At 66.7% G+C, this 24,221-nt stretch carries 21 protein-coding genes (1 of these 21 only partly in view); 16 read left to right on the plus strand and 5 right to left on the minus strand.

The window, feature by feature from the left end; translation table 11 throughout:
- Window positions 1–77 precede the first annotated feature (77 nt).
- From A2X88_02785 to A2X88_02820, 8 genes are all read left to right on the plus strand, one after another.
- Window positions 78–398, plus strand: coding sequence for a hypothetical protein (locus A2X88_02785; GenBank protein OGP35384.1), 321 nt, complete (start codon window positions 78–80; stop codon window positions 396–398).
- A complete protein-coding gene (locus A2X88_02790) occupies window positions 395–1,591 on the plus strand; it encodes a glycoside hydrolase (protein ID OGP35385.1) in 1,197 nt (398 codons plus the stop codon). Before A2X88_02785 ends, A2X88_02790 begins: the two co-directional genes overlap by 4 nt.
- Window positions 1,588–2,298 (plus strand): protein-L-isoaspartate O-methyltransferase, encoded by a 711-nt coding sequence (locus tag A2X88_02795; protein OGP35386.1) that lies wholly within the window; start codon window positions 1,588–1,590, stop codon window positions 2,296–2,298. The genes A2X88_02790 and A2X88_02795 overlap by 4 nt, the downstream gene beginning before the upstream one ends.
- Complete coding sequence (locus tag A2X88_02800) at window positions 2,258–4,672, plus strand: hypothetical protein (protein ID OGP35387.1); 2,415 nt, start codon at window positions 2,258–2,260, stop codon at window positions 4,670–4,672. The genes A2X88_02795 and A2X88_02800 overlap by 41 nt, the downstream gene beginning before the upstream one ends.
- A 220-nt stretch (window positions 4,673–4,892) precedes the next feature.
- Complete coding sequence (locus A2X88_02805; GenBank protein OGP35408.1) at window positions 4,893–6,320, plus strand: trehalose-6-phosphate synthase; 1,428 nt, start codon at window positions 4,893–4,895, stop codon at window positions 6,318–6,320.
- The gene (locus A2X88_02810; GenBank protein ID OGP35388.1) at window positions 6,317–7,093 is read left to right on the plus strand and encodes a trehalose-phosphatase; all 777 of its coding nucleotides are present in this window, start codon (window positions 6,317–6,319) and stop codon (window positions 7,091–7,093) included. Before A2X88_02805 ends, A2X88_02810 begins: the two co-directional genes overlap by 4 nt.
- Entirely contained in the window at window positions 7,084–7,743 is a 660-nt protein-coding gene (locus A2X88_02815; protein OGP35389.1) for a hypothetical protein, read from the plus strand. The genes A2X88_02810 and A2X88_02815 overlap by 10 nt, the downstream gene beginning before the upstream one ends.
- Window positions 7,740–8,978 carry a glycosyl transferase family 1 gene (locus A2X88_02820; protein ID OGP35390.1) on the plus strand — a complete coding sequence of 413 codons (1,239 nt, stop codon included), beginning with the start codon at window positions 7,740–7,742 and terminating at the stop codon, window positions 8,976–8,978. Before A2X88_02815 ends, A2X88_02820 begins: the two co-directional genes overlap by 4 nt.
- Window positions 8,979–8,993: 15 nt before the next feature.
- On the opposite strand, the gene A2X88_02825 is transcribed toward A2X88_02820, so the two are convergent.
- Together A2X88_02825 and A2X88_02830 are read right to left on the minus strand one after the other, a co-directional pair.
- On the minus strand, window positions 8,994–9,557 hold the full coding sequence (locus A2X88_02825; GenBank protein OGP35391.1) for a hypothetical protein: 564 nt from the start codon (window positions 9,555–9,557) through the stop codon (window positions 8,994–8,996).
- 175 nt (window positions 9,558–9,732) lie between these two features.
- The gene (locus A2X88_02830; GenBank protein OGP35392.1) at window positions 9,733–9,936 is read right to left on the minus strand and encodes a cold-shock protein; all 204 of its coding nucleotides are present in this window, start codon (window positions 9,934–9,936) and stop codon (window positions 9,733–9,735) included.
- 213 nt (window positions 9,937–10,149) lie between these two features.
- Between A2X88_02830 and A2X88_02835 the strand changes: the two genes are divergently transcribed.
- Window positions 10,150–11,208: a mechanosensitive ion channel protein MscS gene (locus A2X88_02835; protein OGP35393.1), complete on the plus strand. Its 1,059-nt coding sequence runs from the start codon at window positions 10,150–10,152 to the stop codon at window positions 11,206–11,208.
- Window positions 11,209–11,235: 27 nt separating this feature from the next.
- On the opposite strand, the gene A2X88_02840 is transcribed toward A2X88_02835, so the two are convergent.
- Complete coding sequence (locus A2X88_02840; GenBank protein OGP35394.1) at window positions 11,236–12,162, minus strand: thioredoxin-disulfide reductase; 927 nt, start codon at window positions 12,160–12,162, stop codon at window positions 11,236–11,238.
- Window positions 12,163–12,452: 290 nt separating this feature from the next.
- Here A2X88_02840 and A2X88_02845 point away from each other — a divergent pair, with 290 nt between their 5' ends.
- The 7 genes from A2X88_02845 (at window position 12,453) to A2X88_02875 (ending at window position 18,707) form a co-directional block, all read left to right on the plus strand.
- A complete protein-coding gene (locus A2X88_02845; protein ID OGP35395.1) occupies window positions 12,453–12,824 on the plus strand; it encodes a pyridoxamine 5'-phosphate oxidase in 372 nt (123 codons plus the stop codon).
- Between the two features lie 61 nt (window positions 12,825–12,885).
- Entirely contained in the window at window positions 12,886–14,001 is a 1,116-nt protein-coding gene (locus tag A2X88_02850) for a sorbosone dehydrogenase (protein ID OGP35396.1), read from the plus strand.
- A gap of 81 nt (window positions 14,002–14,082) precedes the next feature.
- Window positions 14,083–15,228 carry a branched-chain amino acid ABC transporter substrate-binding protein gene (locus A2X88_02855; GenBank protein OGP35397.1) on the plus strand — a complete coding sequence of 382 codons (1,146 nt, stop codon included), beginning with the start codon at window positions 14,083–14,085 and terminating at the stop codon, window positions 15,226–15,228.
- Between the two features lie 101 nt (window positions 15,229–15,329).
- Complete coding sequence (locus A2X88_02860) at window positions 15,330–16,214, plus strand: ABC transporter permease (GenBank protein ID OGP35398.1); 885 nt, start codon at window positions 15,330–15,332, stop codon at window positions 16,212–16,214.
- Window positions 16,215–16,219: 5 nt separating this feature from the next.
- The gene (locus A2X88_02865; GenBank protein OGP35409.1) at window positions 16,220–17,185 is read left to right on the plus strand and encodes an ABC transporter; all 966 of its coding nucleotides are present in this window, start codon (window positions 16,220–16,222) and stop codon (window positions 17,183–17,185) included.
- Window positions 17,182–17,964, plus strand: a complete 783-nt coding sequence (gene livG / locus A2X88_02870) for a high-affinity branched-chain amino acid ABC transporter ATP-binding protein LivG (protein ID OGP35399.1) — start codon at window positions 17,182–17,184, stop codon at window positions 17,962–17,964. Before A2X88_02865 ends, livG begins: the two co-directional genes overlap by 4 nt.
- An 11-nt stretch (window positions 17,965–17,975) precedes the next feature.
- Complete coding sequence (locus A2X88_02875; GenBank protein ID OGP35400.1) at window positions 17,976–18,707, plus strand: ABC transporter ATP-binding protein; 732 nt, start codon at window positions 17,976–17,978, stop codon at window positions 18,705–18,707.
- Window positions 18,708–18,744: 37 nt separating this feature from the next.
- Here the strand turns inward: A2X88_02875 and A2X88_02880 are convergent, their stop codons facing one another.
- A complete protein-coding gene (locus A2X88_02880; protein ID OGP35401.1) occupies window positions 18,745–23,760 on the minus strand; it encodes a hypothetical protein in 5,016 nt (1,671 codons plus the stop codon).
- Window position 23,761: 1 nt separating this feature from the next.
- Window positions 23,762–24,221: the end of a hypothetical protein gene (locus A2X88_02885; protein ID OGP35402.1), read on the minus strand. The gene runs 2,258 nt beyond the window's last position; only the last 460 of its 2,718 coding nucleotides appear in the window; its start codon lies off the right edge, out of view; its stop codon occupies window positions 23,762–23,764.

Here is a 24,221-nt window from a genome sequence, read left to right on the forward strand (position 1 = left end):
CCATGTATCATTGGAGGAATGCCGGGGAGGGCCGTCCCCCCCCCCCGGACGCATCTCCCTTGGACCGGAGGAGGTCGTTGAACACGGGAAAGGGATCCTGGAAAGTTTCCGCCGCACTGTTATTCTCAGCCGCCTTGCTGATCCTGTCCGCGTCAGCTTCCTTCGCCTCGACCGCCGGGGAGATCTGGAACCACGAACTGTACGAGATCGACAATCACGTCATCCGGGTCAGGCAGGTGACCGTCTCCCTCGGGTTCCTGGTCGTCGGCATCCTGCTGCTCAACCAGGGGATCCGCCTGTTCCGCAAGCGCGTGCTTCCGCGCACCACCCTGAAGCCGATCGAGCTCCGGCTGCTCGGGTCTTCCGGAATCCCGGGCTTGAAGGGGGAGGACGGGTGAGGACCGACCCGCCCGGAAAGTCCTCCCTCGTCTCGCGTGCGGCCCGGGAATCGAGGAAGCTTCTCCGGGGGAACCTGACCCCGCGCGGGATCATGGCGGCGGCGAAAACCCCCTCCTCGGTCAAGAGGAACTATGCCCGGATCTTCTGCCGGGACGCCTCCATCTGCGCCCTGGGGATGGCCGGTTCCGGGGATTCGCTGCTGGAGGAGATGGCGGGCCAGGGCCTTCGGACCCTGGCGGAGCGCCAGGCGGACAACGGGCAGATGCCGAATTACGTCGACCCCGATTCCGGGGAAACCGACTTCTGGTATGTCGGCTGCATCGACGCCACCCTCTGGTGGCTGATCGCCTTGGAATATTGCGAGCGGCGCATTCCGGGCGTGGGGCTTCGCGCAGGCCTCCGCGCAAACGTCGAAAGGGCGATCGCGTGGCTGCGCTGCCAGGAGCACCCGGAGCACCTCCTCCTCCAGCAGAACGAGGCGAGCGACTGGGCCGACATCATGCCGCGGTCGGGGTATGTGCTCTACACGAACGCCCTGTGGCATCGGGTGAAGCGGCTCTATTCGCTTCCCCGGGCGGAGGAGACGCGGGAGAACGGGGACAGGCTCTTTTCCTCCGGATCCAACGGGCGGCCGTCGCCGCGGCGCCTTTGCCTCCTTTCCCGCTACATGCGCAACGGGAGGGGGAAGGAGAATCCCGGGGAGCTGTATGCGAGCTTCGTCAATTTCTCCTTCTGGGGAGGGGAAGGGGATGTGTTCGGGAACCTGCTGGCCGTCCTCTTCGGCCTTGCTTCCGGGGAACGCTCCCACCGGATCGTCTCTTCGCTTCAGGAGGAGGGGGTCGACGTTCCCTTCCCCGTTCGCGCGGTGTGCGATCCGATCCGAAGGCAGGATCCCCTCTGGCGCCCCTACATGAACCGGCACCGTCAGAACGGCGCATACCGGTACCACAACGGGGGAGCCTGGCCCTTTCTCGGGGGTTTCTGGGTCGCCGCCCTGGCCCGCACGGGAAGGGAGCGGGAGGCGCGGGAGGCGCTGGAGAGGCTGGCGCGGATGAACGAGACGAACGGCTGGGCGTTCCAGGAGTGGTTCCACGGGCGCACCGGCCTTCCCCGCGGCATGCCCGGCCAGTCGTGGAACGCCGCGATGTTCCTGCTGGCGCGGCGCTCGCTGGAGGAGGATCCCTTCCGATGATCTTCCGCCGGTCCGCCGGATGGGCGTTTCCCGTCGTGCTGCTCCTGGCGGCCGTTCCGCGCGCAGGCGCGGAAGATCCGTACCTTGCGGCGCGTCTCGCGATGGTGGAGGAGCAGATCGCAGGGGAGGGGGTCGTCGATTCCCGTGTGCTCACGGCGATGCGGGAGGTCCCCAGGCACCGGTTCGTCCCCGCGGAGTACCGCCATCTCGCCTACATCCCCCGCCCGCTTCCGATCGGGGAGGGGCAGACGATCTCCCAGCCCTACATCGTCGGGTTCATGACGGAGATCCTCCGGCTTCGGGACACGGACCGGGTGCTGGAGGTGGGGACCGGCTCCGGGTACCAGGCGGCGATCGCCGCGAAAATCGCCGCCGAGGTCTACAGCGTCGAGATCTTCGAGGTGCTGGCCGACCGTTCCCGCCGGACCCTCGACGAGCTGAAGTTTCCCAACGTGGTCACGAAGCAGGGGGACGGCTACTACGGGTGGGAAGAGAAGGCGCCCTTCGACGCGATCATCGTGACCTGCGCAGGGGGGCATGTCCCTCCGCCGCTCCTGCGGCAGCTGAAGCCGGGAGGGAGGATGATCATGCCGGTGGGCGGTCCGTTCATGACCCAGAACCTGGTGTTCCTGGAAAAGCATGCGGACGGATCGTTGTCCCAGAAGAATGTCCTCCCCGTCGCATTCGTACGGCTTCTCGGCCACTGATCCCCGGCCCTCCTCGGTCCTCCCCGCCGTCTTCCTGGTTTCGGCGGCGGCGATCGCGGACGAGATCTTCCTGATCCGCCTTCTTTCCGTCCGCTTCTGGCCCCACTTCGTACCGCTGATCCTCTCCCAGGCGATGCTCGGATTCGGCGCGTCCGGCATCGCGATCCACCTGCTCCGGGAGCCGATCGGACGGTCCCCGGGGAGGGTCTTCCCCTGGCTGGTCCTCCTCGCCGCTCCGGCGTTCGACCTCGCCTTCCGGGCGTCGCTGCTCGTCCCGTTCGACCCCTATATCCTGCTGTGGGATCCGTTCGCCTGGCTTCCCTTCGCCCTCTTCTTTCTCCTGCTCTCCGTTCCGTTTTTCCTCGTGGGGAGCGCGGTCGGCCTGCCGCTCTCCTTCCGGATCGGGAACCCGGGGGTCGTCTACGGGGCGAGCTTCGCAGGCTCTGCCGCGGGAGCCCTGATCGCGCTTCCGGCCCTTTCGCTCCTTCCCACGGAAAGCCTGCTGAAAGGGGCGACCGCGCTGGGATTCGCGGGGGCACTGTTCGTGGTGCCGCGAGCCCGCGGGGGGATATCGGTGAGCCGGGCGGCGGCCGCGGCGGCGTCGCTGGCGCTGATCCTCCTTCCTGCGCCGGACCTTCGGCTCTCCCCCTACAAGGATCTGGCCGTCGCCGGACGGCTCCCCGGCGCCCGCATGCTGGGAGTCCGGGCGGGCCCGTCGGGCGACTTCCGCGCCCTGTCCGCCCCGGGCCTGCACATCGCCCCCGGCCTTTCGTTCCGGTTCGACGGGGAGATCCCTTCCCAGGCCGCTCTCTTCGCGGACGGCGAGTTCCGGGGCGTCATCCCGCAAGGGGGCGGGGCGGATCCTCCCCGGTATCTCTCCTGGTTCCCGTCGTCTCTGCCGTACCGTCTGGCGGCCCGCCCCGAGGTCCTGCAGCTTTCGCTCCGCGGAACGGAAGGGATCCTGGAGGCCGCCGCGAACGGCGCCTCCTCATTGACGGTGGTCGAACCGGCGGGCGAGGCGGCGGCGCTCCTCGGGAATCTTCGATCCTTTTCCGGAGACCCTCCGGCCTCCCTTCGTCTTTCGATCCGGGAGGAAGGGGCCAGAAATTATCTCGCCCGGGGGGAAGGGCGGTTCGACATCGTGGAAATCCACGGGGTTTCCTCCTCGACCTTCTCTTCCGTCGGAATCCACGCGGCGGGGGAGGCCTTCCTGCTGACGAGGGAAGGGATCGGGGCTGCGCTCTCCGGGACGAAGCCGGACGGGATGCTCGCCGTCTCCGGGTGGCTGAAGAGCCCGGCCCGGGAGAGCGTCAAGATCCTGCGGACCCTACGGGAGGAGATGGAGGGGATGGGGCTGCGCCCCGTTCCGGAGCGGGTCCTGATGGTGAGGGGATGGGGTTCCTTCACGATCGTCGCGAAGAGGATCCCACTGACCCCGGCGGAGCGTGAGGCGGCGGATCGCTTCTGCGCGGAAACCGGGTTCGAGGTCGTCTGGCCGCCTGCGCGGGGGAGGAGCGAGGAGCCCGGGGAACGGGCTCTCGCCGCCGCGGTGCAGGCCGCTCTCATCGGAGGGGCGGAGAAGGAGGGCGCGTTGTTCGATCTGCGCCCGGCCACGGACGACTCCCCCTACTTCTACCGGTTTCTGCGGCTCGGGGCGATCGGGGAATTCCGAAGGTCTCTCGGGAGCCAGTGGGTCCCCTTCCTGGAGTGGGGGGTCCTCTTCCTCCTGATTTCCCTGGCGGTCTCGTCGGCGGTGGCGGCCGTGTTGCTCCTGCCGCCCGTACTGTTCGGAGGCGGGAAAGGGGGCAGGCCGCCGGTTTCCCTCGCGGGCTACTTCTCGGCGCTCGGATTCGGGTACATGCTGGTCGAGCTGACCTTCCTCAAGACCGGGATCCTGTTGCTGGGAGATCCGGTGGGGGCGGCGAGCGCCGCGATCGGCGGGTTCTCCTTCTGTTCCGGGGCGGGAAGCATGCTGTCCGGCCGGATCGGCGGGGACGAGGCGATGCGGCGGTGGATCTTTCCCGGGATCGCGATCCTTTCCGCGGGGGGATACCTCTTCCTTTCGATTGCCGCGCCGCGGATCCTTCCCCTCCCGGCGGGAGTGCGGGTGGCGTTGTTCCTCGCCGCCATGGCGCCGGCCGGATTCCTCATGGGGATCCCGTTTCCCGCGGGGCTCTCCCGGCTTTCGGCCGCCGGTTCCCGGGCGATCCCGTTCGCATGGGGGGTCAACGGGTTCTGCTCCGTCGCCGGGGCGTCGCTCGCCGCCGCGGGAGCCCTCTGGTTCGGCCTCCGGGGAACCCTGCTCGCGGGGTCGCTGCTCTACCTGCTCGCGGGGGCCCTGTTCCGCCGCCTGGGGGAGGGGCAGCAAATTTGATTTTTCCGGTAAACCTTTGTATGGTAGGCGCATAGAGTTCGACGGACATCCCCGACCGCCAACGGTTTTTCGACGTTTCGTCCGATGGGGACCGCACGGTGCCCCGCCGCCGTGTCCGGACGCCTTTTCGATCGCCCACGCCCTGGAGGGAGGAGCCCCGGTGACATCCGGTGATCTGTCGGAGATCGTGGCCCGCGTCGCCGCGGGGGCGAAGCTGATCGTGGTTTCCAACCGGGAGCCGTACCTCCACGAGCGGGTCGCGGAAGGGGTGAAGGTCATCCGGCCGGCGAGCGGGATGGCGTCGGCGCTTTCCCCCATCGTCCGGGCCGTCGGGGGGACCTGGATCGCCCACGGGGCCGGCTCCGCGGACCGCCTCGTCGTGGACGAGAAGGGCCGGGTCGCGCTGCCGGCGGAGGATCCGAAGTTCGTGCTCCGGAGGGTCTGGCTGACCCGGAAGGAGGAGCAGGGATACTACCACGGCATGTCGAACACCGCCCTCTGGCCGCTGTGCCACACCGTCTACAAGAGGCCGTTCTTTTCCCGGAGCGACTGGGAGACCTACCGGAGCGTCAACCGGAAGTTCGCCGACGTCGTCCTGGAGGAGGCCGGGAGCGACCCCGCGATCGTCTTCGTCCAGGACTATCACCTGGCGCTGCTTCCCCGCTACGTGAAGACGGGACGGCCCGACATCAAGGTGATCCATTTCTGGCACATTCCCTGGCCGAACCCGGAGTCCTTCCGGATCTTCCCCTGGGGGGAGGAACTGCTGGACGGCCTTCTGGGGAACGACCTGCTCGGCTTCCACATCCAGTACCATTGCAACAATTTCCTGGAGACGGTGGAGCGCAGCATCGAGGCGATGGTCGATCACGAGAGTTTCCGGATCTTCCGGGGGGGGCGCCCCACCTATGTGCGGCCGTTCCCCATCAGCGTGAACTACGAGCAGATCGGGCGGGACGTCCTGTCGCCGACGGTGGAGAAGCGCACCGACGGGTTCATGAAGGAGCTGGGGGACATCGACGGGGTCTTCCTCTTCGTCGGGGCCGACCGGATCGATTACACGAAGGGGATCCTGGAGAGGCTCCGCGCGTTCGACCTCATGCTTCAGCGCCATCCGGACCTCTGCGGGAAGGTGGCCCTCGTCCAGCTCGCCGCTCCCAGCCGCACCCACGTGGAGGCCTACCGGAAGCTGAACGACGCCATGGACGATCTGGTGGACGAGATCAACTGGCGCCACCAGACCGAGGAGTGGTCTCCCATCCGGTTCCTCCGGGCGCACCATGACTATTACGCCGTTCTCTCCGCCTACCGAATGGCCCATGTCGTCCTCGTAACCTCCCTCCACGACGGAATGAACCTCGTGGCGAAGGAGTTCATCTCCGCCCGGATCGACGGAGACGGGATCCTGGTGCTCTCCCAGTATACGGGCGCGGCCCGCGAACTGGGCGAGGCGACGCTCCTGGTGAACCCCTACGATCTCGACAGCATGGCGGACGCGATGGTCCGGGCCTTCCGCATGCCGGAAGAGGAGCGCCGCCTGCGGATGGAGCGGATGCGCGCCCAGGTCGAGAAGAGCAACGTGTACGACTGGGGTGGGAAGGTGTTCGAAGAGCTGGAGCGGATCCTCTTGATGAAAGCCTCCCAGTGAGGGGAGGAACCGCGCCCGGGCGGCTCTGGGTGTTCGATTTCGACGGGACCCTCTCCCCGATCGTGCCCGACCGGAACGCGGCGGGGCTCCACCCGGCCTCCCGCGGCCTGCTCCGGGACCTTTCGGCGCAGGACGGGGATCGGGTGGCTGTCCTCTCCAGCCGCGCGCTGCCCGACCTGGTACCGAGGGTTCCGGTCCCCGGGGTGTACCTGGGAGGGGGAAGCGGAGTCGAGTGGCGGTTTCCAGGAGGGCATCGGGCCGGGATGGGAAACGAGGCGGTGAGGCGTGCGGAATCGGCGCGCGCTGCGCTTCTCCCCCTGCTCGCGGAGTGTGCAAAGGTTCCGGGGGTGGAGATCGAGGACAAGTACTGGTCGGCGGCGGTCCATCATCGGAAGGTCTCCCCGGACGGTTGGGGGGTGCTGGAGCCGCTGCTGATGCGGCTTCGGTCTAACCTAAATATACATTCAACATCAGGGCCTTGTGTCGAAGAATATCAGGTTCTTCGTGAAGTAAACAAGGCGATGGGGATCCAGCGGCTTTGCCGCCTGCTCCGGTTCGACCCCACCCGGGGCGGGGTCCTGTACGCCGGAGACGACGAGAACGACGGGATCGCCATGCGCTGGGTCCTGGCCAGAAGGGGGAGGGCTTTCGCGGTCGGCGGAAGGGGTTGGGTACCCGGGGCACGGGTCGTCGCGGGACCGTCGGGTCTGGCACGGGCCGTCCGGGCCCTTGCGGAAAACGGAGGAACGGGGTGTGTCCTGGGATGGCGTTGACGCCGTTCGAGATCAAGGATTGCGCCCTCCTGGTGCGGATGAGCGGGCTTCCCCCCGCGTTCAACCTGCGGGAGCTGCGGATGCGGGTCGCCGCCTGCAGCGAATCGGTCCTCTTCCATCATTTCTGCGAGACGCCGATCCGTCCCACCTTCGACAACCCGGACTACCGGAACGACTTCGCCGTCTGGGCGAAGCTGTATCTGGGCGACCGGGTTCTCGCGGAGCGTTTGGGGATCATCGACCCCTATTCCATGGCCTCCCTCGAGGATCTGCGCGCCGCCGCTCTGGAGATCCTCGAGGACCGGCTGAGCGAAATCACCGATATCCCCTCGGTGTCCCGCGGGGACGAGTTCTATTTCCTGGAAGCGACGACGGTGACCTTCGACACGGGAGAGAGGATCGCCCATCCTCGCGACCTGGCTGCGGCGATCCGGGGGATGACGAACGGGAGCGTCTACTATCATTTCCTGGAGGCCCGGCGGCGGCAGGTCGTCGGAAAAGACGATTTTTCGGCGTGGCTCCGGGGGGACCCGGAAACCTACAGGACCTTCATCGCCGCGCTGGAGTCGATCGACTTCTACTTCTACAGCCTTCCCGAGCTGAGACGGCAGATCGTGGAAGCGCTCACCCAGGGAGGAAAGCGGAAATGAGCTCCCCCCTGTCGGAGTATGAAAAGATCGTCGGCGCCTCGGCGGTCACCCAGCTGCGGCGCCTCGGAGAGAAGCTCGGGAGGATCCGGGTCGTCCACGTGAACTCCACCCGGGAAGGCGGGGGGGTCGCCGAGATCCTGGAGTGGATGGTCCCCCTGATGCGCGACGTCGGGCTGGAGGCCTCCTGGGAGGTCATCCAGGGGACTCCCCGCTTCTACCGGATCACCAAGGCGATCCACAACGGCCTGCAGGGGCGCCCGGTGGAGCTTTCCCGGAGGGACTGGAGCGTCTACCGGGAGGTGAACGAGCAGAATGCCCGGCGTCTCCGCCCGGTCCTGGAGGAAGCCGATATCGTGGTCGTGCACGACCCCCAGCCGGCCCCGCTCCTCTCGATGTTCCCGAAGCGGAGGGGGAAGTGGATCTGGAGAGGGCATATCGACATCAGCCGGCCCCACCGCCCGGTGTGGAAGGGGCTCCATCCGATCGTGAAGGAGTACGACGCGAGCATCTTCTCGATGTGCGAATTCGCCCAGCCGCTCCCGCACCCGCAGTTCCTCGTTCCGCCGAGCATCGATCCGCTGAGCGAGAAGAATGTCGAGATCGGCGCGGAGGAACTGGACCGGGTCCGGAAGGAATTCGGGATCGACCGGAAGCAGCCGCTCCTGGTGCAGGTTTCCCGGTTCGACCGGTTCAAGGACCCCATCGGGGTGATCCAGGCCTACCGGCTGGTCCGCACGGTCTCCCCCGTACAGCTCCTGCTCGCCGGAGGAGGGGCGGCGGACGACCCGGAGGGGAAGGCGGTGCTCGAGGAGGTGAGGGAGGCGGCGGAGGGGGATCCCGGCATCCATGTCATCCTCCTTCCCGCGAACGCCCACCGGACGATCAACGCCTTCCAGCGGATCGCCGACATCATCCTGCAGAAGTCCACGAAGGAAGGGTTCGGGCTGACGGTGACCGAGGGAATGTGGAAGGGGAAGCCGGTGATCGGCGGGGACGTGGGGGGGATCCGCCTGCAGGTGTTCAACCACCATACCGGGTTTCTCGTGAACACCCCGGAGGGGGCCGCCCACCGGATCCGGTACTTCCTCCATCACCGGGAACGGATCCGGGAGATGGGGGAGGAGGCGCGGGAGTTCGTCCGGGAGAACTTCCTGCTGACCCGCCACCTGCGGGAATACCTGACCCTCTTCCTGTCGGTCCTCCGGGGCGGGACCGGGGGAGTCCTCTCGATTTAGGTGGGGAAGAACCTTCTACTTTACCGCTTCGTAGATCCGCATCGGGGGGATGTTCAGCATCTCGTAATCCACCCGAACCGACCGGAACACCGACTCCAGCGGCTCCTTGAGGTGGGTTTTCGCCTGGTAGAAGGTCTGGTAGGCGAGGAACTTCCCTCCCTCCCGCAGGGCGGCGTGCGACTTCCTCAAGATTTTCACCCTCGTCTCGTCCGGCAGGAAGGAGAAGGGGATCCCGGAGAGGATGCAGTCGGCGGCCTGCATCCCGCAGGCCGTGAGGACCTCGAGCACGTTCGAGGCGCAGTCGTTTCGAATGGCCACGCGGCGGTCCCGGAACCGCTTCCCCAGCATCCTGGAGAAGTCGGGGTTCCGCTCGATCAGGATCAGCCGGGAGTCGCTCCCCATCTTCTCCAGGAGGTGCTTCGTGAAGACCCCCGTCCCCGGCCCGTATTCCACGACGACGTCGGCCCGCCCGAAGTCGATCTTCCCGCAGACCCTCCGCACGCCGAACTCGGAGGTCGGCGTGATGGACGCGATGTACTTGTCCTTCGCGAAATGCTTCATATAGGAGAAGGTGCTCACCGTGGGATCCTTACGAAGGAATTTCCCATCCGTTTCCCCGGGACGGCCGCAGGGCCCCCCTGCACCTGGGATGGCGTGATCGCCCAGTCTGATTCGGCCCTGGCATGAAAAAACCCCGGCAACGTTCGCCGGGGTTTGTTTCCGTCATCGGAACTGCGGCCTTCGGGCTCCCGCCTCAGGCGATCTTCGTGACGTTCGAAGCCTGCGGACCTTTGGGGCCCTGGGTGATCTCAAACTGGACGCGGTCGCCCTCCGCCAGCGATTTGAAGCCTTCGCCGGAGATGGCGCTGAAGTGCACGAATACGTCAGGACCTCCCTCCTGGGAGATGAAGCCGTACCCTTTCGCGTCGTTGAACCATTTTACGCTGCCTTGAACCACTTCGTGTTACCTCCAAACTGGAAATTTGCCGCAGGAAACAGGAGCCGAACCCCCGAATGCCGCAACGCGGTACAACGTATCAGGACGCCGGGGTTGCGTCAAGGAAATAAAATGGAAAGAAAATGATTCCAGGGGCCCCCGGAAGGGCCGGTTTTCTTGATCGCCCCGATTGACTATACTGCGGATATCCGTGCGCCCGAGGGAGGATCCCAAATGCTCCACGATCTTCTGAACCAGGAATTCCTGCGGAACCGGGTGGCGGACTACGCGGTCTTCCTGGCGGTCGTCCTCGGCGGCATCCTCGCGGTCGTCGTCATCCGCCGGATCGTGCTGCACCGGCTCCGGGTCCTGGCGGAGAAGACCGAAACGACGCTGGACGACTTCGCGATCGACATCTTCCGGAAGCAGCTCGTCCCGCTCGCCTATTACGGGATCTTCTACATGGCGTCGACCACCCTCGTCCTGAGCCCCTTCCTTACGAAGGCGATCCACGTCGGAGGGATGGCCCTGCTCACCTTCCTGACGATCCAGTTCGTGATCGCCTTCTCCCGCTACGGCATCCGGACCTACGCGGAGAAGCAGGGGAGGGACGCGGAGAGGGACCACGCGGTGTCCGGTTTCCTGACGGTGATCCGGGTGGTCGCCTGGATCCTGGGGAGCGTGTTCCTTCTGGACAACCTCGGATTCAGGATCAACACCGTGGTCGCCGGCCTCGGGATCGGCGGGATCGCCGTGGCCCTGGCGGCCCAGGCGATCCTGGGCGACCTGTTCGCCTACTTCACGATCCTGTTCGACCGCCCCTTCGAGATCGGGGACTTCATCATCGCGGGGGACACCATGGGGGTCGTGGAGCGCCTCGGAATCAAGTCCACGAGGATCAGCAGCCTGAGCGGGGAGCAGATCATCCTGTCGAACAAGGATCTCACCGATTCCCGGGTCCGGAATTTCAAGCGGATGGGGCGGCGCAGGGTCCTGTTCCGGCTGGGGGTCACCTACCAGACTTCCCTGGAGCGGCTGAGGGAGATCCCGGGCCTGATCCGGGAGATCGTCGGGGAGATCGAGGACGCCGCCTTCGACCGGGCGCACTTCTCCTCCTACGGGGACTTCAGCCTGGTCATCGAGGTGGTCTACTACGTGATCGGGAACGACTACGCGAAGTACATGGATACCCAGCAGCGGATCAACTTTCGGATCCACGAGGAATTCGGCAGGCGGGGGATCGAGTTCGCCTACCCGACGCAGACCCTCTTTCTGCAGAAGACCCCGGAGTAGGGCACGTTCCCCGGGAACCCGGGCCGGCTACCGGGACTCCCGGGCCTCGAGCCACCTCTCGGCGTCGATCGCCGCGCGGCATCCGCATCCCGCGGCGGTGATCGCCTGCCGGTAGACGAAATCGTGCACGTCGCCCGCGGCGAACACCCCCTCGACGCTGGTCTTCGAGCCCTCGTGGACCCGAATGTAACCCTTCTCCATCCCGATCTGCCCCTCGAAGATCTTCGTGTTGGGCTCGTGGCCGATCGCGACGAAGAGGCCGTCGATCTTCCGGGTCGATTCCTTCCCGTCGACGGTGTTCCGGATCCGGACCGAGGTCACCTCCTTCTTCGAAGGATCGTGGATCTCCGTGACCACGCTGTTCCAGAGGAACTCGATTTTTTCGTTCTTCCTCGCCCGGTCGGACATGATCCGGGAGGCCCGCAGCTGCTCCCGCCGGTGCACGACCACCACGTTCGAAGCGAACCTCGTGAGGAAGAGCGCCTCCTCGAGCGCGGTGTCGCCGCCTCCGACCACCATGACCTCCTTCTCCCGGAAGAAGGCGCCGTCGCAGGTGGCGCAGGTGGAGACCCCGCGGCCGAGAAGCGGTTTCTCGGAGGGAAGCCCCAGCATCTTGGCCGATGCGCCGGTCGCGAGGATGAGGGCCTCCGCTTCGTAGCTTCCCTCCCCGGTTTTCACCACGAACGGCTTTCTTCCCAATACCACCGAGGTGGCGACTTCCATCCGGTATTCCGCGCCGAACCGCTGGGCCTGCCGCTTCATCATCTCCACGAGGTCCGGACCCTGCACCCCCTCGGGGAAGCCGGGGAAGTTCTCCACGCCGGTCGTGAGGGAGAGCTGGCCGCCAGGCTCGTGGCCTTCCAGCACGAGGGGAGCGAGATTGGCTCTGGCCGTGTAGATGGCCGCCGTGGATCCGGCGCAGCCCGATCCGAGGATGATGACGTTGCGCGTCATGGGGATCCCTCCGTCGTTCTTCTGGGATGGAAAAAGTGTCGCCTTCCGCAGCGGGAGTTGTCAAGCCCGCCCGCCTTGTCCCGCGCGGCGAAACCTGCGCCGGATCCGCGGCATCTCTACCTATGAAAAGGAAAAGAACGCTGAAATACGTTACGAGAGGAGGAAGCGACATGTGCAAGACTTGTGGTTGCGGGGGCAAAAAGTAGTCTGGGAACGAAGACCGAAATGAAAGGGAGAGGCTGTCCTCTCCCTTTTTCTCGCGGGGAGCGGAACCGAAAAGGAGGAGCGGAATGAAAACGATCGACCCGTTCAAGCCGGGAGGCAGGGGGGTGATGGCGACGGCGGACGCCAGCGGAGCGGTGAACACCGCGATCTACGCTTCCCCGAGGATCATCGACGAGCACACCGTCGCATGGGGGATGACCGAACGACGCACCTACCAAAACGTCCGGGAGAATCCCAACGCCTCCTACCTCTACATCGATCCCGGGGGAGGGTTCCTGGGGGTCCGGCTCAGCCTCCGCCTGAAGGAGCTGAAGGACTCCGGGCCGCTGCTGGAGGAGATCCGGGAAAATACCCGGACGGTCTCCAGTCCGTCGGCGGCGGAGGCGGTCAAGTACGTCGCCTATTTCACGATCGTCGAGAAGAGACCTCTCGTCTGACGGCCTGCCGGGCTTCCGCGTCCCGTTCGGTCCGGCGCAACCTTCGAGGGGGCGAAAGACCATGCGGCATGTTTTCCCGTCGGTCGCGGCGATTCCGATCCTGATCTGGGTTCTTGCGTTCCCTTCCGGCGCGGGCGCCATGGGCGCGAAGCCGGGCGCGATCCGTCTTCCCGCAGGATTTCACCTCGAGCTGTATTCCGGGGAGGTCCCCGGCGCGCGATCGATGGCGCTGGGCGACCGGGGGACCCTGTTCGTGGGGACCCGGAAAGAGGGAGTCGTCTATGCGGTGCGGGATGAGGACGGCGACGGGAAGGCGGAGCGGGTCGTCGTCCTTGCCCGAGGGCTCGACCTTCCCAACGGAGTGGCTTTTCGCGACGGCGCTCTGTACGTGGCCGAGAAAAGCCGCGTGCTCCGGTACGACCGGATCGAGTCCCGCCTCGAGAACCCGCCCCGCCCCGTCGTGGTCAACGACTCTTTTCCCCGGGATGCCCATCACGGGTGGAAGTTCATCCGGTTCGGGCCGGACGGGCTTCTCTATGTCCCGGTCGGCGCCCCCTGTAACGTCTGCGAGCGGGAGGATCCGCGCTATGCCTCAATCCTCCGGATGAACGCGGACGGAACCGGGCTGGAGCCGTTTGCCCGGGGGGTCCGCAACACCGTGGGGTTCGACTGGCACCCGGAAACCGGGGAGATGTGGTTCACGGACAACGGGCGGGACTGGATGGGGGACAACGTTCCGCCGGACGAACTGAACCGCGCTCCACGGCAGGGGCTCCACTTCGGCTTCCCGTACTGGCATGGAGCGAAGATTCCGGACCCGGAGTTCGGGGGGAAGATGGCGAAGGATGCGTTCGTTCCCCCCGAGATGGAACTGGGGCCCCACGTCGCCTCCCTGGGGATGCGCTATTACACGGGACGCATGTTCCCGCAACGGTACCGGAACCAGATCTTCATCGCGGAGCACGGCTCCTGGAACCGCAGCGAACCGATCGGATACCGGGTGACCGTGGCCCGCTTCGAGAACGGCAGGCCCGCCGGGTACGAACCCTTCGCGGAAGGGTGGCTCACGGAGAACGGAGCGTGGGGCCGCCCTGTCGACGTGCAGGTAATGCCGGACGGCGCCCTGCTCGTATCCGACGACAGGAAGGGGGCGATCTACCGCATCGTCTACCGATAAAAAAAAGTATGGCGGAGGGAGCCACTCGGAATAGAATTGGGTTGCGGAATCCGACATCCCCGGCAAGGAAAGGAGAAAAACGTGAGAAGGGAATGGGTGCTCCTTACAGGGTGTCTTTTTCTCCTGGGGCCGATCGCCGGCTGCAAGGCTCCTCCCGCGAAGGAAATCAAGATCGGCCTGATCACGCCGATCTCCGGAGACGTAAAAACGTACGGGGAATCGGTGAAAAACGCCTTCGAGATCGCGGTGCAGGAGGCGAACGCCTCCGGGGGGGCCGCGGGCCTTACGATCGCGACGGTGGTCGTGGACGACAAGAACGACCCCACGGAGGCGAGCAACGCGGCGAACCTGCTGATCAACCAGCACCGGGTGCGGGCGATCGTGGGGTCGGTCACCTCGAAGGCCACCATCCCGGTGTCCGACATGGCACAATCCTACAAAATTCCGACGATCACGGGGACGGCGACCAACCCGAAGGTGACGGTCGCGGACGGCAAGCGGAAGGACTACATGTTCCGCGCCTGCTACACCGATTCCTTCCAGGGAACGGTCATGGCGAAATTCGCCCGGGAGACGCTGAAGGCCGGATCGGCGGCCGTGCTCTACGACGCCTCCAACGACTACTCCCTGGGGATCGCCGAGGTCTTCCGGGACGCTTTCGGAAAAATGGGAGGCCGGATCGCGGCCTACGAGTCCTACGGGAAGGACGACGTCGACTTCTCGGCCCTCCTGACCAAGCTGAAAGCGGCGAAACCGGATGTCCTCTTTCTCCCGGACTATTACGGCAAGGTGGGGCTGATCGCCAAGCAGGCGAGGGAAAAGGGGATCCAGGCCGCCCTGATCGGACCCGACGGGTGGGATTCCCCCGAACTGGTGAAGATCGCCGGGAGCGCGATCGAGGGGGGGTACTTCTCGAACCACTACTCGCCGGAAGACACGCGGCCGGAGGTGGTTCACTGGGTGAAGAAGTACCAGGAGAAGCACAAGCAGACACCGGACGCCCTCGCGAGCCTCGCGTACGACGCGACGAACATGCTGATCGAGGCGATCCGGAAGGCCAACAGCGACGACCCCGGGAAGATCCGGGACGCCCTGGCGTCGATGCAGGGATACACGGGGGTCACGGGGACCTTCACGATGGACCGGAACGGCGACCCGGTGAAAAGCGCCGTCATCCTCCAGATCCGGGACGGCAAGCAGAAATTCCTCCAGGTCGTGAACCCCTGAGAGCGGGACGGAAGGGATCGGACAGGGGCCGGGCGGGAGCTTCCCCCCCGGCCCTTTTCGCGAGGCTTCCGTCGGGCACCCTTCCGTAAGCGGGCCGAGTCATGGAGTACTTCGCCCAGCAGCTGGTCAACGGGCTCCAGATCGGATTCGTGTACGCCCTGATCGCCCTGGGGTACACCATGGTGTACGGGATCGTCCGCCTGATCAACTTCGCGCACGGCGACGTCTTCATGGTGGGGGCGTTCATCGGGCTCTACGGGATCGGAACGTACCACCTTCCTTTCGCGGTCGTCCTGCTCCTCGCGGCGGTCGGCTGCACCCTTTTGGGTGTGCTCATCGAGCAGCTCGCCTACCGGCCCCTTCGCGACGCACCCAAGATCGCTGCGCTGATCACCGCGATCGGCGTCTCCCTGTTCCTGGAATACTTCACCAGCCTGAAGCCGCTGTTCGGCCCGAACTTCTATTCCTTCCCCCGTCCCTTCGAGGTCGTCTCCCGCGAGGTGTGGGGGATCACCGTGACGAACATCCAGGGGATCATCCTGGTCACGACCGTCCTGTGCCTCGCGCTGCTCCAGTTCGTCGTCTTCCGGACCCGGATCGGGAAGGCGATGCGGGCCGTCTCGCACGACCATGTCACCGCCGGGCTGATGGGGGTGAACGTGAACCTGGTGATCTCCTTCACCTTCGGCATCGGCGCGGCGCTCGCGGGGGTGGGAGGGATCCTCTACGGGATCGCCTACCCGCAGGTGAACACCTTCATGGGGTTCATGCCGGGGCTGAAGGCGTTCACCGCCGCGGTCCTCGGGGGGATCGGGAGCATCCCCGGGGCTTTTCTCGGTGCGCTCATCATGGGACAGGCGGAGACGCTGACCACGGCCTACCTCTCCTCGACCTACCGGGACGGAATCGCCTTCGTCATCCTGATCCTGGTCCTGCTCTGGAGACCCACCGGCATTCTCGGGGTCTCCAGGACGGAAAAGGTGTGACCGGGGTGAGAACGGGTCGGAACCTCGCTGCGCTCCTCCTCGCCTTCGCGGCCGCCGTGGGAGGGATCTCCCTGCTGGAGGGGCACGGGATCCTGAATCCGTACTGGATCCAGATCCTCCAGCTTGCCTGCATCGTGACCATCTCCGCGCAGGGGCTGAACGTCGTCTACGGGCACACGGGCCTCTTTTCGCTCGGCCATGCCGCCTTCTACGGGATCGGGGCCTACACGGCGGCCTACTTGATGAAAGGCTGGGGAGGCGATTCCCAGCTCCTGTTCGTCTGCGCGCTGCTCGCCGGAGGGGGGGCGGCGGCGACCGTCGCCTTCCTGATCGGACTGCCGACCCTCCGGCTGACTTCCGATTACCTCGGGATCGCCACGCTGGGGTTCGGCGTCATCATGAAGGTGGTCTTCGACAACATGGACGGATTCCTCCCTGCACTGGGGGGAGCCAGGGGGATGACCGGCATCGCGAAGATGACCACCGTCCCGTGGGCCCTGTTCGGGCTTCTCGTCTCCACCCTGGTCGTCCGCAACCTGGTCCACTCCAGCTACGGCCGGGCTCTCACCTCCATCCGGGAGGACGAGATCGCGGCGGAGTCGATGGGAATCGACACCTTCCGGTACAAGATGATCGGGTTCGTGACCGGGTGCGCCTTCGCCGGCGTGGCCGGGGGGCTCTACGCGCATCTGTACCGCTTTCTCCACCCGAGCAATTTCGACTTCTTCAAGTCGATCGACGTCCTGATGATCGTCGTCATCGGCGGGCTCGGGAACATGACCGGGACGGTGGCCGCCTCCTTCGGGTGGATCTTCCTCCTCGAGGGGCTTCGCTTCCTGCTCCCTCCCGAATATGTCGAGCTCCGGTGGGTCGTGATCCCGGTCCTGCTCGTCGTCACGATGCTTTTGCGGCCGCAGGGGCTGTTCGGCCGGTGGGAGTTTTTCCTCCTGCGGGCGCGGGGGGAGCGATGATCCTCGAGGTCCGGGGGCTGACAAGGCATTTCGGGGGGATCCGGGCGCTGGACGGAATCGACCTGGGGATCTCCGCGGGGGAGCTGGTCGGGCTGATCGGCCCGAACGGGTCGGGGAAGACCACCCTGTTCAACGTCGTCACCGGCATCTATCGTCCGGACCGCGGGGAGGTCCTCCTGGAAGGAGAGGATATCGCCGGCCTGCCCCCCCATCGGATCAACCATCTCGGGGTCGCGAGGACCTTCCAGAACATCCGCCTGTTCCGGAACCTCTCGGTGCTGGACAACGTCCGGGTCGCCTATCACCGGCATATCCCCTACGGCCCCCTGTCCGCCGTGTCCCGCACCGGGAAGTTCCTCCGGGGAGAACGGGAGCTGCTCGACCGGGCGCAGCAGCTTCTCTCCATCGTCGGCCTGGAGGACCGGAAGGAGGAGCTGGCCGCGGGCCTCGCCTACGGGGCCCAGCGCAGGCTCGAGATCGCGAGGGCGCTCGCCTCCGGGCCGAAGGTCCTCCTGCTGGACGAGCCGGCGGCGGGAATGAACCCGTACGAGGTGGGACGGCTGAAGGAGTTCCTCCTGGAGATCCGGGAGCGGTTCCGGCTGACCGTCCTGCTGATCGAGCACCAGATGAGCCTCGTGATGAGCCTGTGCGAGCGGATCGCCGTGATGGACTTCGGCCAGCTGATCGCCCGGGGGAGCCCCGGGGAGATCCGGAAAAACCCGGCCGTGATCGAAGCGTACCTCGGGGAATCAATACCCGCCAACGGGGCGGAAGGGTAGGAGCCGGGGCGATGCTCTCCGTCGAATCGATCGAGGTCTTCTACGGGAACATCCAGGCGCTGCGCGGGGTCTCCTTCACCGTGCGCCGGGGGGAGATCGTCTCGCTCGTCGGGGCGAACGGCGCGGGGAAGAGCACGACGCTGAAAGCGCTTGCCGGGATCCTCTCCCCCCGGTCGGGATCCATCGTCTTCGAAGGAAAGCGACTGCGCGGAGTCCCCCAGCACCGGATCGCCCGGATGGGGATCTCCCTGGTGCCGGAGGGGAGGGGGATCTTCGCGAACATGACGGTGCGCGAGAATCTCGAAATGGGGGGATACATCCGGCGCTCCGAACGGGAGATCGAAGAGGGGATCGCCTGGGTGGTGTCGCTGTTCCCGCGTCTGAAGGAACGGATCCGCCAGCCGGCGGGGACCCTTTCCGGGGGAGAGCAGCAGATGCTGGCCATCGGAAGGGCGCTGGTGGCTTCCTCGAGGCTCCTGCTGCTCGACGAGCCGTCGATGGGACTCGCGCCGCTGCTGGTCCGGGAGATCTTCCGGCTGATCGGGGAGATCCACCGGGCGGGGACGACCATCCTGCTCGTGGAGCAGAACGCCTACATGGCCCTGTCGATCGCGTCCCGGGCCTACGTGCTGGAGAACGGATCGATCGCTCTGGCGGGGGATGCCGCCGACCTCATGCGGAACCCGAAAGTGCGCTCGGCCTACCTCGGAGAGGCGCCGCAGGAGGGCTCCGGGAGGGGATGACTCTCCGGGAACGGGAGGATGCTCTCCCGTCCCCGGGTCAGGGCCGGGTCGGACCGACCGGAACCGGCTCGACTACCGGAGGGGCCTGGCCGGAGAGGATCTCCAGGACCTTCCGGAGGAACTCCTTTTCTCCCCGCTCCTCCGGTTCGGGGATCAGGCTGATTCGCACCCGTTTTCCCCCGACCAGGAAATGCTGCTCCGCGAGGGCGGTCCGGACCATCTGGCGGAGGGCGGCCCGGATCGCCTGTCCCTCTTCCGTCCGGGGGGAAGGGGCGGTCACGACGAGGCTTCCGTCTTCCTGGATCGAGCGCATCGCCTCCGTGAACGCGGACAGAATTTTCCCGAGGTGCGACAAAAACCGCTCCCTGTCCTCCGCGTCGAACCGGAGGAGGGAGGGTTCGGCGGACGACCGGCCCGCGAAGAGGACCGCCCCGGAGTGGGGCGGGCCGCCCAGGAGCGAGGGATCCAGCCAGGGCTCGAGGACCCGCGGGTCGGAGAGATCCATTTCCCGTGAAATCGGCTCGGAACCGCCTTTCCGCCGCGCTCCCCCCGGGTCGGGGGAGGTTCTCCCGATCTCGACCTTTCCCGGCTCGCCGGCCGATTCGACGATCGTCGTCACCCCGGCTCCCTCGCGCAGCAGCGCCTGCGCGCATCCGGTCGCGGCGCCGTTCCTCTGCACCGGACCGATGGAGAGCACGAGAAAGGAGGCGCCCGCCAGCGGCCCCTTCCTGGCCGCCGCGGATGGAGGGAACGAGGAAAAGGCGGGAAGGGAGGTCACCCCGAGGAAGGGGTCCTCCAGAAAGGAGGCATTCTTGGCCCCGAAAAGCACCGCGTCGGCCACCTGCTCGTTCGTGGGAGGAGCGGCCGGAACGGTGGAACGGAACCATTCCTTCGCACGGCCGTACCAGGATTCCATCTCGGAGCGGACCGCCTTCGGCATCCGGCTTTCCGCGACGGCGGAGAGGAACGCCGCCGCCGCCTTCTCCCGCCGGGACGCGGGAGAGGACCGGTCGAACGATTCGATGAACAGCTCCTCGATCTTCTTCCGCTCCGCCGCCCCCATCTCCCGGATCCGTCCGAACTGCGCGGCGAACTGGACGGCGTAGTTCCGCATCACCCAGTCCATCCGGGGTCCGGCGATCAGGCTCGGCGCGACATCCACGATCCGGATCCCGTCTGCCGCAAGTCCTTTCCGGAGGCAGAAGGAGAGCGACTTCAGCAGGATTTTCGACACCGTGTAGATGGTCCGGAAGATGTAGGGGTGGTCGGCGTAATGGGTCGACACGTTCACGATCGCGCCTCCCCCGGTCTGCTTCCGGAGGATTTCCCGAAGCAGGGAAATGGCCGTCCAGGGACCGAGAAAGTTCGCGCGCAGGACCTGCTCCCAGCTCTTCCGGTGCTCCCGCAGGACGTCCCCGATGAGGGAAAACTCCCCCCCCGCGCCGGCGTTGTTCACGAAGGCGTCGATCCGGCCGAAGCGGTTGCGGGTCTCCTCGATCAGGGCGCGGACCCTGGCGGGTCGGGAGACGTCCGCGTCGACCCAGATGGAGCGGGCGCCCAGGCGCCGGATCGCGGACAGTACCGCGTCACCCGCCTCCAGGTCCGCTTTCGCCCGGGCGGCCTCCTCTCCGGAGAGCCCGGCGGCGGTGGGGCGCCGGCTGGCAATGACGACGGTCGCCCGTTCCGCGGCGAAGCGGAGAGAGATCTCCTTGCCGAGGTTCCGGATCCCCCCGGTGACGACCACGACCTTCCCGGCCATCGAGCCCGGCGCCTCCGCCGGCTCGGCCGGAAGACGTGCGATGGCGTTCACCTCGTCGGGAAGGAGGGTGACCCCCGACACGTTCTTTCCCTCCTCGAGCAGCCAGAGGACCGATGCGGCGGTCCGTTCCGGGTCCGGCTGGCGGTTCCGGCCGTCGGTCCTTCCGGGAAGGATCAATCCGATGTTCACCGCGCTCACCCGGGAAGGGGCGGTCCCGTCGGCCTGCGCCTTCCGCATGAGGGCGCGCTCCATCGCCTCGGTGGCCACCGCCGGGCGCAGCATCGACTGGAACACCTGGACCAGGTTGCGCTCCCGGATCGAGGGAACGCCGGAGAGGTCGGGGCCGACCAGGACGATGCTCCCGTCGACGCCGCCCCGGTCCATTTTCCGCTCGGCCTGCCAGCAAAGGAGCCGGGGAACGTATCCGAACCGGTCGACCGCAGCCGTCCACTCCTCGAAGGGGATCGTGGTCAGCGGACGCTTCCAGTCCGCGCTGCCGGTGAAGTGGAGCAGCAGGTCCAGTCGCGGGAGGCCGTCGAAGAGCTCCTGGACCTCCGCGAGGTTTCCCAGCTGCGCGGGAAACACGGTCGCCATCCCCTCGCCGCCGCCGGCGTTGATCTTCATGGCCAGCGCCTCCATGTCGTCCGTGCGGCTTCCGGCCAGCACGACGTTCGCTCCGGCCCGGGCCAGCGCCTGGACGGTCGCCGAGAACAGGGTGATGTCGTACCCTTGCGGGCTGTGCAGCGTGGCCAGGGCGACCTTCCCGACCATGTCCGGGTAGCGGGAGAGAAGAGCGGGGGAGGGAATCACGCCGGGAGGCTGTTCGTAGGTGACCCCGCCCATGGGAAAGCGGTGTCCCCCTTCCGTGCGGCGGAACTCGACCCTTCCCATGTCGAGGGCGACGCGGGCGAAGTCCCGCGGGAGCACGAACTCCCGGGTCACCGTCCTGTCGAGGGTGTCCCGCTCCAGCGACTCGGGGGACACCTCCCTCCCGATCCTCGCCCTGGCCTTCGAGCCCTTGTCGAAGACGCCGGACCCCCGTTCGATCCGCTCCGTGGAGACCGCGGCCGGATTCAGGGAGAAGACGGTGATCTGTTTTTCCGCCAGCATCCAGGCGAGGTAGTCCCCCAGCGCCAGCTTCGCGGACTGGGCGGAGGTGTAGGGGAGGCGGCCGGGATAGGCGTGGAGCACGTGCCGGTGGATGCTTTCGCTGTAGAAGGTTCCCACCATGACGATGACCCCGCCGTCCTTCTGGTTCTCCATCATCCGCGCCGCCTCGAGGCTGGCGAGCCAGGATCCGGTCAGGTGGATCGCCACCGCTTCCCGGTAGAGATCGAAGTGGGATTCCCGGTAGGCCGATCCGAACTCCACCGGCCCCGACACTCCCGCGTTGTTGTAGAGGATGTCGATCCGGCCGAAGGCGCGCCCGATCTGCTCGAACATCTCGCCGACATATTTCGGATCCCCGACGTCCCCCTGCACGATGAGCGTCTGGTTCGTGAGGCCCAGGTGGCGGATCAGGTCGTCCATGTCGGTCTTCGTTTCCTCGAGCGGGGTGTGTCGCCTCCCGGTGATCACCACGTTTCCCCCGCGGACCGCCGCCTCCAGCGCGAGTGCCCGCCCCATCCCGGTGCCGCCGCCGGTGATGACCACCACCTTTCCGGCGAGCGAGGTGTCCGGGTACCGGACGTGGTTGAAGGAGTGGGTCCTCGCCACCTCCTTCCGGATGAGGTGGCTCGCCCGCGCCGGGTTCGTTTCCTCCCCGAGGGAGAGGAAGAGAAGGTAGAGGGGATCGCCCGTTCCGGCCGATTCGTAGAAGGCGGCCATCTCCGCACGGGCCTCGTCCGGCAGCGCCTGGTAGAACCGGTACCCTTCGATCGCCCCCTTCACCGCCACCGCGAACTGCCGGTCGAGCTTCAGCTTCTCGTCCGGAAAGGCTCCGTCGCGGACGAACCGGCAGGCCAGGATGGCCGGAATCCCCAGCGGAGCGGACCCCTCGGCGCTCCCCTTCAGGAGCGCCTCCACGAAGGAGCGCTCGAACACCCAGTGGACCCGGTCGTGCCCGTCGATGAACTTTGCGGAGGGCCGCTCGAGGTCGGGGAGGACATGGAGGATCCGGGCGCCCCCGGTCTCGCCGAGGGGATCGGGACCCCCTTCTGCCGGAGCGGGGAGGTCCGCCTTCTTCCGGATCTTCCGGAAGAGTTCGATCGATCCGTTCAGCAGCCCCGCCAGCTCCTTCGCCTTCCTGCCCGCCCACCCCTCGGCCTTTACGGCCCCGGATTCCAGGCGAAGCCCCTCGTAGGCCGGGTCGGCTCCCAGCGCGTAGGACCGTATCGCGACTCCCGTGAGGAGCTCCGCTTCCTTCCGGACCGATTCCGGAGCCCCGGAATCCTTCTCCACCTTGCGCAGGTAGGTCAGGGCGCGCTCGGAATCCCCCTCTTCGAGCGATCTTCGCGCAGACGCGATGCGATCGCGGGCCTCCTCCTCCCGCACCGATGCGCGCACTTCCTCCACCAGGTTCCGGTAGCGGGACCCCATGCTCCGGGCCAGATCCACCACGCGCGTCTTCCGGGCCTGGTCTGCGCCGAACCGCGCCTCGAGCTCCTCCATGCGGAATTCGTCAGGCTCGTAGGAGGTGCCGAGGATCCGGTCGAAATAGGCCTCGTCGCGGTCCCGGCCCGCCTCCTCCGCGATGAAGCGGTTCAGGTCGCTCACCTCGGTCCCGTCCGGACCCGGTGGGGAGGCGTTGTAGCCCGACTCGCAGAGAACGGCGACCATGTGGGGCAGCCCCAGGACCCATTCGAGGAGGGGATGGAGCACGGCCTGCAGGAGCAGGTGCGGCCGCGTTTCCGCCTTTGCGACAAACGCCCGGGGGAGGAAGATCCGGACCTTCGCCCCTCCCAGGGAGAGCAGCCCCTTTTTCCCCTCCCAGAGAAGCTCCCCGTCCCGCTCCACGAGGAGCACCTCGCAGGCCGGGCGGGCGTTCTCCCTGGGGAAGCCGGTATCCTCCCCAAGGTCCACGACCCGGACGCCGACCTCCCCGCTTTCCAGGGTTCGGAGGATGCGCGTCCGGATCTCTTTCGCGGCGGCCGGATCGATCTCCCGGAGGATGGGGGAAACGGGACGCTTCTTCAGGATCGACAGAATCCGGTCGAGCGTGGAGGCGGGAAGATCGGCAATCCTCCCCTCGTTACCTTTTTCCCGGATGAGGGAGGCGATCCGCCGGATCTCCTCGAAGGAGATCGAACGGTCCCCCGGGGCTTTTTTCGCGATCGGTCCGGCCGGTTCTTCCATGCTATCTCTCCCCGGCCGGCAGCAGCTCGAGGAACGAGGACTGGAGGGGGTCCTTTTTCAAAAAGCGTCCGACCCATTCCTGTCCTCCGGGAGACGCCGTCACCTTCCCGAAGATCCGGGCGTCGTTCTCGAGGCCGGAGGCGAACCCGTGCTCGTATCCGTGGCGCATCGCAAGCAGCGCCTCCCGGGCGGCCGCCATCCGCGCGGTCCGAAGATCCGCCGCACGTTCCTTGTCCGGCGCGGCGCAGGCCAGGATTTCCCGGACTTCCGGGCGGGCCAGGACCGCGGAGAGCTCCGCGGACTGTGTCCCCGCGATTCCGTCCCAGTGCTTCGGGGACCTCGCCCGTTCCCCGGAGGCGAACTCGCGGGCTCGGCGGACGGCGGTCGAAAGCGCGGTGGCGGAGGAGGAAAACTCGTCCGCCAGGCCGGCCTCGACGGCCGCGTAGCCGTCCACCGGCTCG

The organism is Deltaproteobacteria bacterium GWC2_65_14 (assembly GCA_001797615.1).
In the GTDB taxonomy this organism is placed as follows: Bacteria; Desulfobacterota; Deferrimicrobia; order Deferrimicrobiales; family Deferrimicrobiaceae; genus GWC2-65-14.